This is a genomic window from Herbaspirillum sp. Her3 (genome assembly GCF_057961275.1).
Genome location: NZ_CM176328.1, coordinates 599,282 through 612,210 on the forward strand (window position 1 = coordinate 599,282; position 12,929 = coordinate 612,210).

The following is a 12,929-nucleotide window of genomic DNA, read 5'->3' on the forward strand; positions in this document are numbered from 1 at the left end:
AATGCTTGACCCTCACATCGGTGGCAGGGTTGAAACTTCCGAGTCTAAACCACTTCGGAGTTCAACATGCTTGCTCAACATTTTTATCGATTACTTTCCATCCTCATGCTGTACCTCGCCATGTCCGGCCAGGCATGGGCGCAATCGGGTCTGAAAGAATATTCGGCGGTGTCATCAGACGGCGTTGTCCTGGCCATCCAGGAGGGAGGTAATCCCAATGGGCCACCCGTCATATTCATTCACGGCCTGCTGGGCAGCCACTTGAACTGGGAGCTGCAATTCTCGGATAGTGCGCTGGCGAAATATCGTCTCATCTCGTATGACCTGCGCGGGCATGGCCAATCCGGGAAGCCGGACTCGGAGGACGTCTACAAGGATGGGCGCATCTGGGCAGCGGACCTGGCCGCCGTCATTGAAGCTGCACATGCAGAAGGCGCTGTCTTGGTCGGATGGTCTCTGGGCGGCGTCGTGATTTCCAATTACCTGGCGACCTATACCGACGCAAAGCTTAAAGGTGCAGTGTACGTTGATGGTGTGGTCGAGTTGAACGCAGACCAGATTGTCTCGCACCCGCAGGTCTACAAAGACATGATTTCTCCCAATCTGAAAACACATCTGGATGGCGAGAGGACCTTCCTGGCGCTTTGCTTCAACAAGAAGCCTGACGAGACTACCTTCGCGCGGCTTCTTGCAAATGCTTCCATGGCTTCATGGCCCATGCAAAAGGCGGTTCAATCGATGAGTGTCTTCGCCTCAGAAGGTATTGGCCGTGCCCGCATTCCGATGCTGTTCCTTTATGGTGGCAAAGATGCGCTGGTGAAGACAGAGCCCACCCTAGCTCGGGCGCGACAGTTGAATTCCAATGTGCGCAGTATTGTCTATCCTGATTCAGGACACGCACCGTTTATTGAGGAATCGGCGCGCTTTAATGCAGACCTGAAATCGATCCTGGCTGACAGCTTCGGGCAGTAGATCGCGTTAGCTGTTGCGTATTCTGAGGAGACCATTACTTTATCGCTTGGTCGTGGTGAATCCCGTGCCCCAACTGAAGTCTGGAATTCCGGAGTTCATTACTTCCAATGTTCAAACCGGCTACGACACTCTGCTGCTGGCAGACGGGCGTTGTTGTCCAACATCGTTTGAAGAGCCGCTGCGGCGCGGTTGGTGGCGATTAGCTGGTGCGCGACGAGCTGGTCCAGAAGCCAGAGTGCCCCGTGAACCTGCACAGATTCGCCTTTGGCCAATGCCCTTAATTGTCCGTCTCCCGTCAGCAAAGGCATCTGTCTCTCCCTCGCCAGGTAATAACAAGACATGTCTGCAAGAGAGGGTTTGTTGTGCTGCCGAGTGAGTTGTCCCAGTTCTTGAATCTCCTCGCCGCTGAGAGGTTCAATGATCAGCCCGAGTTTTATTAAAGGGGTTAGGTCGGGCTCATCCAGTTCAAAGGCGACGAATTCCGTGCAGCATAAAGAGAACGGGAGCTTGAAGAGTTCTTTGAGAAGCGAGGCATGGTGGAAATCTATCCAGATATTTGTATCGGAAACATATACCTTTGCCATCAGCCCTCCATGGCCAAAGGATTAGCGTTTTCAACGGCAGAAATCGGCTGCTGCAGAAGTTCGGCAGCGCGAGAAATCGTGATCAAACCTTCGGCCAGACCTCGGTAGACCAGGGACGAGAACCGGAGAGGATTTTCGCAAGGCATAGCCTCTGGCTCTGACGTTTTCCATCCTCGTCTTGCGATATCAATGTTCAGGGAGGTGTAGCCGGCATCGTCAATGATGTGGAGGTCTTTCAATCGGCGTAGTGCCACCTGCATGGAAACGCCATACCCGCGCTTTGCAATCAATAATTCTTGCAACAGGACACTTCGCCTGCGTTCTCCAAAGTCGGATTCAACGCGCTCCTTGGGGTAAAGCAAGGCCCCGGCAAAGCGGTGGCAGCACATCTCTTTCTCTTTTTCAGGCATGTCATCCGGTAATGCCATGATCCAGTGGCCCAACTCATGCGCGGCAGTGAATCGCTGGCGCTCTCCAGGGCGATGCCGATTCAAGGCGACCAGGACATGTTGTTCATCCTTGGTTGCGACACAGGCACCATCAAAATCATCCACCCCTTCAAGCAGCGCTACCTTGATACCGTGCTCCTCAAGCAATTCAGTCAAGTTCGCAATGGCATCATTTCCAAGGCGCCACTCTTCGCGCAAATGGGATGCGGCAGCTTCTGCGTCGTCGCGACTGTTGACGCGTATTGAGCCTGCAGCAGCAGGCTTTGCATTCTTGTGGATGGAAGCGAAAACCTGCTCCAACGCGATGTATCGTTCCAGGTGGTCGCGGGCCTGTTCAATGACCACCTGCTGGTCACGCTTCGGCATTTTGGATAGTTTGCGGAATTCGACCGGAGCGAGCTCAGTCGTGTCAGCCCGGAAGAAATATTCGGGTTTCACGTTGAGTGCTTTGGCGAGCTGGAGGATGCGGGTTGAGTTGGGTAAAGCGTTTCCCTTCTCAAACTTGCTCAACGCCTGCTTGGAAATGTCCCCCATGCACTGAGCAAGGGCCTCCAGACTCAGGCCGCGCAGCAGTCTGGCGCGTTGGATTCGAGTGCTAATCATGGGTGGCTCCTTTGGGTTGACAAAATACATTTATTTTCTTTTTTCGTCAACCTGTGCGCGGGCGCCGGGGAAGGTCTGGCCTCCTAAAAATCTTCACTTCGGCACTATAGGCAGCCGTGAAACTCATCTTCCCGGGCAGAAGCTTCAGCCGAGCGGAATGAATTCGTTGTGTTCATCTCACGCCTGTCCAAGTTTGTCCGCGACTACGAGCACCTCGCACAGCTCATCGATTTTGGCGACCCAGGGGCGGGAGAGCTTTGCAGGATTGCCGGTTATTGCGCAAACGTCTACGCGACGTTTGCGCTGACCAAATCGCTCTGAGCATATGCGCACCTTTTGATGTATCGTTCAGCGCTACGGAGGAGTTTGCAAATGGACTTTATCAAGCCCCTGGAATACAAGAGCTGGTCGGACCGACGCATTCTAGATGCAGTAGCTCAGCTCACTCAATCAGAACACAAGAGTGCGCTGGATTTCGCTCGCCAGCAACTGAACCACATGGTTCGCGTTGAGGAATTGTTTCAAGCCAGATTACGGGGACTTGATGACCCACATGACTCAACCAATACCGAGCACCTGCCGGAATTGGCCGAGCTGGATGCCAGGCTGATGGCGGCGAACCAATGGTTGCTGCCCTACGCCAGGAGCCTCACGCCGACCAGCTTGAAGGAAAACATTGCTTTCACGTTTGTGGATGGGAAACGCGGCAGGCTCAGCCGTGAAGAAGCCATATTCCACCTGATCAATCATGGAACCTACCATCGCGGCGCGATTGGCCATGCACTTGATTTGGCGGGTGGTCATCGTCCAGCCGATACCTACAACGTATTCATTCATGCCGCCGAGCCGCAGAGAAGGGGTTAGCCACCGCATTTATTTTGACCGTACCAGTATCCAACGGCCAGCGCATTTACCGATTGTCTCCAGGCACTCCATAACCAGGCGCATTGGCCGGATCCAGGGCGCGGTCGATGTAGTCATTCATCTGCGGTTGATAGGCTTGCCAAAGTGCTCCCAGCTTTCCGATCGGATCTTCGTCTGCCCAGTCCACGCGCAAGTTGACGATGGGCCAGACCAGATCGTCTGCCACGATCAAGGCCGATGAGTGCAGCGGACCTGCCTCTCCGCCAGCATCAAGGCCTGCCTGCATTGCTGCAATCAGGCGATCCGCAAGATGGCCGGGCGCTGACTCGAAAGCTTCTATCATTGCCTCGATCACCGACGGACTCGCCAACATGTTACCTGCCGCTACACACTGCTCACCGGCGATGGCCGCATGCACACCGAGCGTGCGGCTACCGCTGAAGTGGGCCGTGCGGCCCTGATGATCGATGGCGATCAGTTGCCGGAACGGGCCGTATGCATCGGTAGCGAGCGCTTGCTTCAACGCCTCCTCCGGAAGGCAGCCCTGCTCCAGCTGATCGAGCGTCAAGGGTCCCAACGCGGGCAACGTGATGTTTTGCGACGAGACCGCGCCGACACCGCTGCGTATCCAAGGACAGCGCGCACCCACGGCAATACTGGAAGAACTGATGGCGATACCCAACTGTCCGGTATCGGTGCAGCGACCAGCAATGGAAAGCGTCATGAAGATGCTCCGTTTAGTTGGGAATGACCGCGATGACATCGATCTCCATCAGCCATTGCGGCTGGCCGAGGGCGACCACCACCAGGCCCGTCGAGATCGGGAATACACCCTTGAGCCACTTGCCCACCTCCTGGTAGACGGGTTCACGGTAGCGGGCATCGGTCAGGTAGGTCGTCGTCTTTACGATATGCGACAGATCGCTCCCCGCCTCTTCAAGCAGTTGCTTGACGTTTTTCATGGCTTGCTCTGCTTGAGCACGTGGGTCCCCGAGTCCCACCAGATTGCCGTCAAAGTCGGTCCCGACCTGGCCTCTGACATAAACGGTGTTGCCGGCACGAACTGCCTGGCAAAGATCGTTATCCAGGTTCTGGTTGGGATAGGTTTCGCGCGTATTGAACATGCGAATACGGGTATGTGTAGGAGTGGTCATGTTGGCTAAGTGCTGTCTATCAATGGGCTGATGAAAATATCGAATCAGGCGACTGCCTGATGGCTTGCAGCGCTGAATTCTTGCGCAGTGGCGTCTTCTCGTGACGAAGATTTGAGGGCGTGATGCTGCTCATACTGACGCTGTATGGCAATGTGGTCAGCCACATGTTTGGCGTCATGCCACACGCCCCAGATAAAGGCCGAGCCCCGGCGGGACAACCACGGCAGACCGATAAAATAAATGCCGGGCTCTGCACCCACACCTCGCTGGTGACGGGGCTTGCCGTTGGGATGCAGGGTGTCGACCTCCAGCCAACGGTAATCCGTCGCATAGCCGGTAGCCCAGATGATTGAAGTTACCCCGGCCTTCTGCAAATCGAGTTCAAGCAAGGGTTCCGTGATGCATGCCGCATCTCCCACACGCTGCCTGGCCTGAGGATCGAGGGGCAGGTCCAGCCCATTGCGCTCCACATAGGCATCGGCCGCATCCAACAGGGAGAAATAGCTGTCGTCACCACGGTTCAGGTTATCCACCAAATCAGGATGGAAGCTCACCTTGCCGTGTTCAAAGGATGCCGTATGTCCCACCAGGGTAATGCCACCCTGCGCGAGTTGCCTGAAATCGATAGTGTGGCCTCCACGTGCGCCACTCACGGTGATGGTGACATGCTCCCGACCGGGTTGCATGGCTTCGGAGTCCCACATGCCCAGCACCCCTAACCACCAGCAGAAATCGCGGTTGCGATAGGAGCGGGGAGGGCGCTCATGCGGACCGACTGACAGATACACGTCGCGGCCTGCAGCATGCAGCTCTTCGGCAATCTGCACTCCGGAGGAACCGGCACCCACCACCAACACATTGCCTTCGGGTAATTGCGCCGGATTGAAATACTGTGCCGAGTGAATCTGGTACAGCGCCGGATCTGCAGGAGCAATCGCCGGGACCACCGGCTTTTGGAAAGGGCCGGTCGCAATGACCACGCGCTTGGCCAGGTAAGTACCTTCCGACGTCTCGACCGTGAAACCGGGACCGCCGGCATTGCGGATGACGCGCTGCACTTCGACTCCGGTATGAATGGGTGCCGATATTTTCTCGGCATACTTTTCGAAGTAATTCACGACCTGATCCTTGCTGGCGAAGGCGTCAGGTGGAAGATCAAATTCAAGGCCCGGGAAACGGTCGTGCCATGCGGGACCATTGGCGACCAGAGAGTCCCATCTGCCGGTGCGCCATGCTTCAGCGATACGGTTCTTTTCAAGCACCACATGGGCCACGCCAAGCCGGCCCAGATGCTCACTCATGGCCACACCGGCCTGGCCAGCCCCGACAACGAGCGTGTCAATTTCATGCTTTATCTTGGTCATTGCTAATCTTTCGGACAGAATTTTTCACTCCATCGCGGCATCATTGAGCCCAACTTCAATCCAGTTGCCATGTGCTGCGCCAGTCAGAAAACAAGCTTTCACATCGGCAGGACGACCAGCTCAATCAGCTAGCGAGGGATCGTCTTTCATCATCAAATATTTCATTTCTTCAAAATGCTGCTGAGAAAAATCCGGTATTTTTTCCCAGCTCCGGGCTGTTTTTTCTGCGACCGTATCGGACAGAATCTTCAGCGGCTGCCCCGTTGACCACGCCGTTACCAGGATCTGACAGGCGCGTTCGAGCGTCCATATATCGTCGAACGCTTCACCAATGGTCTTGCCCACCACCATCACGCCATGGTTACCCATCAACAGACGAGTCTTATCCTGGAGTAGTCCGGCCAATCGGGCGCCTTCTTCGGCCGTATCGGCCATCCCTCCATACATCTCATCAACGGCGACGCGGTTGAAATAGCGAGCCGTATTCTGGTCAACAGGAGGGATGTACGGATTTTTCAGCGTGGCCACACTGGTCGTATAGACCGGATGAAGATGCAGCACCGCCCGCGCCTGAGGCAGCTTCTGGTGAATCTGCCCGTGAATTGCCCAGGCCGTTGCATCGACATCCGTGCGCTCTCCACAAGATGGGTCGTCTGCATCCAGCAACAGCAGATCGCTCGCACGGATACGTGAAAAATGCATCCATTTGGGATTCAGCAAAAATTGCTTGCCATCCGCAGACAGTGCCGCACTGAAGTGGTTGGCGACCGCCTCATGCATCCCGAGATGCGCGATGATGCGAAAGGTGGCAGCCAGATCGATACGCACCTGCTCTTCATGGTTTAACGACATGGTGTTTCGCCTCGCTCAATTCATTCAAGGTTTGGGCATCAGTTCTTCCAGGTCTTTTTCAGTGGGTGCTTCGAACTTGTATTTCTTCAGCAAGGCGGCGTATTCAGGCGATGTCTTGAACTTGTTCAAGGCGTCAACCAGGGCCTTCTTCACTTCGTCATTGCCTTTTTTCACGCCGAAGCCGTTGAGCACCGGATAAATCAGCGTGTCCGAGGAGATGACGATGCGGTCACCCAACTTCTCCACTGCGCCACGTGCCACGGCAGCGTCGGTAATTTGCGCCTCGACGGCGTGCGATAGCAGCGCCTGGGTGGTTTGGGGATCGGTTTGGAATTCGCTGATCTCAATGGGCTTCTTCCCGTTCTTGACGCAATAGTCAGCTGACAGTTTGCGCAATTGCTGCAGCCATGAAGTTGCCCCCATGGAGCCTACCTTGTGGCCACAGAAATCCTCGGGCTTCTTGGGCTGGTAATCGCTGCCCTTGAGCGCCAGGATCGATTCACCGCTTTTCAGGTAAGGGATCATGTCGATCACCTTGACACGTTCGGCGGTGATGTACATCGAGGAATTGATGATGTCGAAGCGGTTGCCTTGCAAACCGGTGATCAGGTTCGGGAAGCGGGTATCAATCGTTTCAACTTTGCGTCCCATCACTTTTGCAAGCCCATCGACGAGTTCGATGTCGAATCCGGCGGGCTTGTTGTTTTCCATATATTCATAAGGGAAGAAGGTAACGTCGGATCCCACCGTGATCTTCCCGGGTTGTTGAAAAGCGGCGGCATTCAACGAAGTCAATGCAATCGCTGCTACGCCCACTGTACGGAAGATGGCCTTGAAAACAGAACGCTGAGTCATGATGGTTATATCCTTGGTGAGATGGGTTGAAGCGGGTGATAGTCAGGCCATGGCGTGCTTGGCGGCTTGTTGTTGCACAAAGAACGATGCACCACGGGGTTTCTCGGGCAAACGCAACTGGTTTTCGGTACAGCGCACGATTCCACTTTCGCTGCCCGCAACGAGCAGGCCCGCATGTTCGCTAGGGAGCGGGTTTTCACAAAATGGCAGCGCATCTTCTGCAGCGTAGACGCTGATGAACAGGGTGCGTGCCTGTTCGGTGTTGTTCGGCTTGGAGGCATGCAGCAGGCGGGTATGCATGAAGCACACCGATCCCGACGGGGCATAACAGGCAACGGGTGCCTGGCAATAAGCTTCCACGACGGTATCGTCGACAAAGCCGGTGAACTGGTTGTTTTTCCAGTGGGACCAGAGCGGTCCTTTGTGGCTGCCGGGCACCACCAGCAGGGGGCCGTTATCCGGCGTGACATCGCTCACCATCAACAACGCCGTGACCAGATCATCGTTGCTGTGCGGCGTGAATGGAAAATCCTGATGCCAGTCCACCACCGTCTTGGTATGCGGTAGTTTGGAATTGACTTTGCTATGGTGGAAGCGGGTACCCGAGCCACCGATCAACTGTGCTGCGATGGCCGCCATGCGCGATTCGAAAGCGATTTTTTTATAGGCAGCTGAAATCTCCGTGGGTGAACTGACGCGTCGCAGAGAAGGATGATCTGCCCGGTGATCGTCTTCGATATCGAAGCGGGAACGCCCGTCCTGCGTCTTTCCCCATGGCTGTGTTTTCGTCCGGCTTTCCTCTACCCATCGCTCGAAATCGTCGCTCAGCGATGCGACTTCGGTGTCGGACAACACGCCCTCGACCACCAGGAAACCTTGCTGATGATATTGATCGATCTGTGACTGCTCAATCATTCCAGACTCCCTAATAAATTACAGGCTGACGCCTATACCTGTCTAAGCTAAAGAAACGTCTTTGAGGAAAGCCTCGACCCGTGCATTGCTTCCTTTCCTGAAGACGTCCGGCGTGTCATCACACACCACACGGCCTTTTTCCATGAAGACGATGCGATCAGAGACCTTGAAGGCAAAATTCATTTCATGCGTCACGATCACCATCGTGATGCCTTCTTTGGAGAGGGCCTCGATGACCTGCAGGACCTCGTTCACTTTTTCCGGGTCCAGTGCCGAGGTCGGCTCATCGAACAACATGATCTGCGGGCGCATCATCAATGCCCGGGCAATGGCCACACGCTGTTGCTGGCCTCCCGATAATTGATGCGGATACTTGAAGGCGTGTTCCAGCATGCCGACCTTCAAGAGCAGCGCGTAGGCCTGTTCCTTTAGTTCCTCGGTCGGCGCAATACCGTGATAGCGGGGTGCCAGCAAAAGGTTGTTCAGTACCGTCAGATGGGGGAACAGATTGAAGCTCTGGAAGACCATGCCAATATGCCGGCGATGCACAGTGTTCTCCACCAGCCGTGGCTTGTGAATTCCTTGCCGGAGGAGATGAATGAATGGTTGGCCGTTGATCTTGATATCGCCGTTATCCAGCTTTTCCAATCCGATCAACAGGCGGATGAGGGTTGTCTTCCCTGACCCAGATGGCCCGATCACCGAGACCACCTGCCCTGGCGCAATCGACAGGTCAACGGCTCCCAGCACTTCAACATTGTTGTAGGCCTTATGCAGTCGGGAAGCTTCCAGGGCAGGGCCTTGCAAATCGCTCTGCTGCCTTAGCCCCTGCACGACCTTGTTCCTGGCCAGTTCGAACAATGCCGCATCGGGTGTGCGAGCGATCTTGCGTTTGGTGACGTCAAGCAGGTGCTCGACTTGTTTCAGGAGGAAGTCGAATACCGTGACGATCATCACGTAGTAAATGGCCACCGCAGTCATGGTTTCCATGACCAGGAAATTCTGCGAATACAGCCGTTGCCCCACCATCAGAATTTCAGTCAGGGAAATCACTGAAACGAGCGAACTCAGCTTGACGATGGCAATGAATTCATTGGTCAGGGAAGGCAGCGCAACACGGATGGCCTGCGGCACGACAATACGGCACTGGATACCAAAGAACCGCAGGCCGAGTGCGACTGCCGCCTCATATTGCCCCTTCGGAATCGATAGCAGGCCACCACGGTGAATTTCTGCGATATAGGCAGTCTCGCTCAACACCAGACCAATCAGTCCGGCCCAGAATGGATCGTTGAGAACGGCGCCACTCGATGGTATCGCCTGGGGCAGGTTATAGATAAAGATCAGCAATACGAGCAGCGGCAGGCTGCGAAATAACCAGATATAAAAGCGCGCCGGTACGCTGAGGAAACGATGCGAAGATTGCTTGGCCAATGCCAGCATGAAGCCGATGACGACGCTGATGAGCCAGGCGCCAATACTCAGCTTGATCACCGTCACTGTCGCGAACCAGAAGTCCTGCTGGCGCAACAGGCTGAACATGTAATTCCAGTCAAATTTCATATTGTTTTTTCAGGACTAGTGACCACGACAATCAAAGGAAAAAATGACCAAGACGCTAGTGGATCTCGATTGGTGGCCAGTATCTTTCCATGCTTTGATGTGCGTCAATTAACAAATAGTTATGCGCTGCTTAGGCTCACCCTATACAGATGAGCGTGCACGGCGATGTGGAATTTTTGCGGATGAAGATGCGTCATTTTGGTTGGCAGGGATGCCAATTTAGTGCGCCATTCCCGCTATTGGTGCCACGGATGAATGGCGACAAGACGCGTTGGAGAGGGCGTTGATGAGGACGGAATCCGGCGCTGAAATCATCGCCGTGAGTTGCTGGAGATCCGCCGCCAGTGGGTGCTCACTGGACGATGGTCGTGACTCAATCAGGGAAAATCCAAGGAAGACGGGAGGAGGGAAGTGAAGGCAGGATTGGGTGATCAGGCGACGAAGAAATCCGCCTCCCGTCGATCCTGCTGAACCGGAGGGACATTGGTCTCTTCAGGAAGGTTGGCAGGGGGCGTCAGATCCACGCTGTGACAATAGTCCATGAAGAGCCGGGTCGTTGGTGAAGGCTGGCTATTCTTGAGATAGGCCATCACCAGCGTCGATGTGGGCATGTCATCTTCGATGTCGAGTTGCACCAGGCGCTGGCCATCGTAGGTGTTTTCCGTATAGGGTCGTGTCACCAGCAGGGAAAAGCCGAGGCCCTGGCCTACCATACAGCGCACCATTTCGATCGACGGCGAGCTATATGCCACGGTCGGATAGAAACCACGATTCTTGAAAATATCGACGAAGTAGTTGCGACTTGGTACCACGTCCAAAAGAATCATTGGCTCATGACTCAATTCTTCCAGGGTAACTGTCGCCTGCTTGGCCAGCCGATGCCCGGCAGGAAGCAATGCGTAAGGCTTGTGTGGCGCATTCAACGCTTCCTTGTTGATCGAATTGCCCAATTCCAGATCGTAGAGGAACACCAGATCAAATCTTCCACGGTGCAGCCCTTGCATCAGTTCATGCTGCTCGCCATCCTGAAGCTGTATGGTGATTTGAGGATAGATTTTCTTGAATCCCGAAATCAGTTTCGGCAAGTAGAGTGGAGCTGCCGACTCAAAGCAACCCAGCGCGATGGTTCCCGAGACCAGATTCCATTCAGTCGTTGAATTCTGTTCCAGATCATTGGAAAGCTGCAGTAGTTGCTTCGCCTTTTCGTAAACCCTGCGGCCGTTTGGAGTAAGGGACACGCCCTGCGCATGGTGTCGTATGAACAGGGGCTGGTCGAGGATCTCTTCCAGAGACTTGATGGCGACTGAAATGGAGGGCTGCGAAATATGGAGTTTCCTGGCCGCTTCTACAATACTGTCCTCCTCCACCACGGCGACGAAATATTTAATTTGTTTCAGCGTGAAGCGCGAGTTTAGTTGACTCATAGGAGCAGCCCTTTCAGCAAACGGCATTGCATAGTTTTTTCCAAAGCAAGGACTGTACCCGGTGGGTGGCTGGGCTATACGTTCAACAGCGGCGCTCACCAGTGTGGTGCGGCAGGAGAGCCATGCTTGATATAAGGCAGAACTACGGCACACCACGCTGGTGCGATTTGGTATCCCAGGTGGCTCATTGAGCCTGCGCAGAAGTCGCTTTATGCGATGGGAGATAGCGCGATGCTTTTGGTTGGAAAGGATGTGATCCGAGAGGCTGACTGAGCGTAGGTCAATGCAACAGATGTTGCACGAGCAGGGGCGATCTTTGTTACCATCGACCTGTTTCGAATGTACCAGCCGACATCCATGAGCCAAGCCGCACAACCTCCGCACAGTTTCAGTGAACTGGAAGCCTTGATCCGAGAACGTTTCATCGACATGCGGCCGCAGTTTCAGGCAGGCGCCGCCTTCCTGCTGGACAACCCCGGCGAAGTGGCCGTGTCCACCATGCGTGCCTTGTCACAAAAAGCGCAGGTGCAACCGTCCACATTTGTACGTCTCGCGCAGCATCTGGGATTTGCCGGTTGGGCGGAGTTGCGTGCGCTCTTTGTGGAGCGGCTGGCCGGGGAGCCCAAGGCTTATGCATTCAAAGCCAAAAGCATTGTCCGTCGCAGCAATAGCGACAAGCTGGTGGCAGAACTGTTTACCGCGCAGCGCGCCAACCTCGATGCCTCGGAGCCCAAGAGCGCCGACCGCATGCTGGGCGCCGCGCGGGCGCTATTGAAGGCGCATCACGTCCACATTGCTGGCTTTCGCGCCGCGTTTTCCATTTCCTTCCTGTTGCATTACCTGTATCGCCTGTTCCGGACATCGGTATCGCTGGTGCGCGCCAGCGAAGGCTCGATCGAGCAGGAGCTGCGCGCCATCGCGGCACACGATGCGGTGATAGTGGTCAGTTTTGCACCCTATTCCACTGAGGCGGTGCGCGTTGCCGAAGCCGCCAAACACGCCGGTGCCAAGCTCATCGCCTTGACCGACAGCGCGGTCGCGCCGATCGCGCTCAAGGCCGACCATTGCCTGTTGTTTTCCCACGAAAGCCCTTCCTTTTTCCCCTCCATGGCTGCTGCCACGGCCATTGCGGAAAGCCTGATAGAACTGGTGATTTCCATTGACGATGAGCATGCCGTCAGGCGCCTTGAGCTCGCCGAAAGTGACTTGCACAGCACCGGCGCTTATATCGCCCGCTAAATCTTCTTCCCTGTTTTGCCAGGCGCTTCCTGCGCCTGCGCCTCTGCATTTCTTCCTTTCCCTCCTTTCCCGCCTCTGAGGCGATGTTGCG

General features: G+C 55.2%; 13 protein-coding genes. 3 read left to right on the forward strand and 10 right to left on the reverse strand.

Annotated features, from left to right (window positions below):
- Window positions 1-66 precede the first annotated feature (66 nt).
- Complete coding sequence (locus ACVC5H_RS02760; RefSeq protein ID WP_489620896.1) at window positions 67-972, forward strand: alpha/beta fold hydrolase; 906 nt, start codon at window positions 67-69, stop codon at window positions 970-972.
- A gap of 98 nt (window positions 973-1,070) precedes the next feature.
- Here the strand turns inward: ACVC5H_RS02760 and ACVC5H_RS02765 are convergent, their stop codons facing one another.
- Complete coding sequence (locus ACVC5H_RS02765) at window positions 1,071-1,556, reverse strand: PIN domain-containing protein (protein WP_489620897.1); 486 nt, start codon at window positions 1,554-1,556, stop codon at window positions 1,071-1,073.
- Window positions 1,556-2,608: a helix-turn-helix domain-containing protein gene (locus ACVC5H_RS02770; protein WP_489620898.1), complete on the reverse strand. Its 1,053-nt coding sequence runs from the start codon at window positions 2,606-2,608 to the stop codon at window positions 1,556-1,558. Before ACVC5H_RS02770 ends, ACVC5H_RS02765 begins: the two co-directional genes overlap by 1 nt.
- Window positions 2,609-2,980: 372 nt before the next feature.
- Here ACVC5H_RS02770 and ACVC5H_RS02775 point away from each other — a divergent pair, with 372 nt between their 5' ends.
- A complete protein-coding gene (locus tag ACVC5H_RS02775) occupies window positions 2,981-3,472 on the forward strand; it encodes a DinB family protein (RefSeq protein WP_489620899.1) in 492 nt (163 codons plus the stop codon).
- 46 nt (window positions 3,473-3,518) lie between these two features.
- Here ACVC5H_RS02775 and ACVC5H_RS02780 read toward each other — a convergent pair whose 3' ends face one another.
- From ACVC5H_RS02780 to ACVC5H_RS02815, 8 genes are all read right to left on the reverse strand, one after another.
- Window positions 3,519-4,196, reverse strand: a complete 678-nt coding sequence (locus ACVC5H_RS02780; RefSeq protein WP_489620900.1) for a DUF1028 domain-containing protein — start codon at window positions 4,194-4,196, stop codon at window positions 3,519-3,521.
- Between the two features lie 13 nt (window positions 4,197-4,209).
- The gene (locus tag ACVC5H_RS02785) at window positions 4,210-4,626 is read right to left on the reverse strand and encodes a RidA family protein (RefSeq protein WP_489620901.1); all 417 of its coding nucleotides are present in this window, start codon (window positions 4,624-4,626) and stop codon (window positions 4,210-4,212) included.
- 44 nt (window positions 4,627-4,670) lie between these two features.
- Window positions 4,671-5,990 (reverse strand): flavin-containing monooxygenase, encoded by a 1,320-nt coding sequence (locus ACVC5H_RS02790; RefSeq protein WP_489620902.1) that lies wholly within the window; start codon window positions 5,988-5,990, stop codon window positions 4,671-4,673.
- Between the two features lie 120 nt (window positions 5,991-6,110).
- A complete protein-coding gene (locus ACVC5H_RS02795) occupies window positions 6,111-6,842 on the reverse strand; it encodes a class II aldolase and adducin N-terminal domain-containing protein (protein ID WP_489620903.1) in 732 nt (243 codons plus the stop codon).
- Window positions 6,843-6,866: 24 nt separating this feature from the next.
- Window positions 6,867-7,697, reverse strand: coding sequence for an ABC transporter substrate-binding protein (locus tag ACVC5H_RS02800; RefSeq protein WP_489620904.1), 831 nt, complete (start codon window positions 7,695-7,697; stop codon window positions 6,867-6,869).
- A gap of 42 nt (window positions 7,698-7,739) precedes the next feature.
- A complete protein-coding gene (locus ACVC5H_RS02805; protein ID WP_489620905.1) occupies window positions 7,740-8,612 on the reverse strand; it encodes a phytanoyl-CoA dioxygenase family protein in 873 nt (290 codons plus the stop codon).
- A gap of 42 nt (window positions 8,613-8,654) precedes the next feature.
- A complete protein-coding gene (locus tag ACVC5H_RS02810; RefSeq protein ID WP_489620906.1) occupies window positions 8,655-10,175 on the reverse strand; it encodes an amino acid ABC transporter permease/ATP-binding protein in 1,521 nt (506 codons plus the stop codon).
- 431 nt (window positions 10,176-10,606) lie between these two features.
- Entirely contained in the window at window positions 10,607-11,599 is a 993-nt protein-coding gene (locus tag ACVC5H_RS02815; RefSeq protein ID WP_489620907.1) for a LysR family transcriptional regulator, read from the reverse strand.
- 357 nt (window positions 11,600-11,956) lie between these two features.
- Here ACVC5H_RS02815 and ACVC5H_RS02820 point away from each other — a divergent pair, with 357 nt between their 5' ends.
- On the forward strand, window positions 11,957-12,838 hold the full coding sequence (locus ACVC5H_RS02820; protein ID WP_489620908.1) for a MurR/RpiR family transcriptional regulator: 882 nt from the start codon (window positions 11,957-11,959) through the stop codon (window positions 12,836-12,838).
- Window positions 12,839-12,929 lie beyond the last annotated feature (91 nt).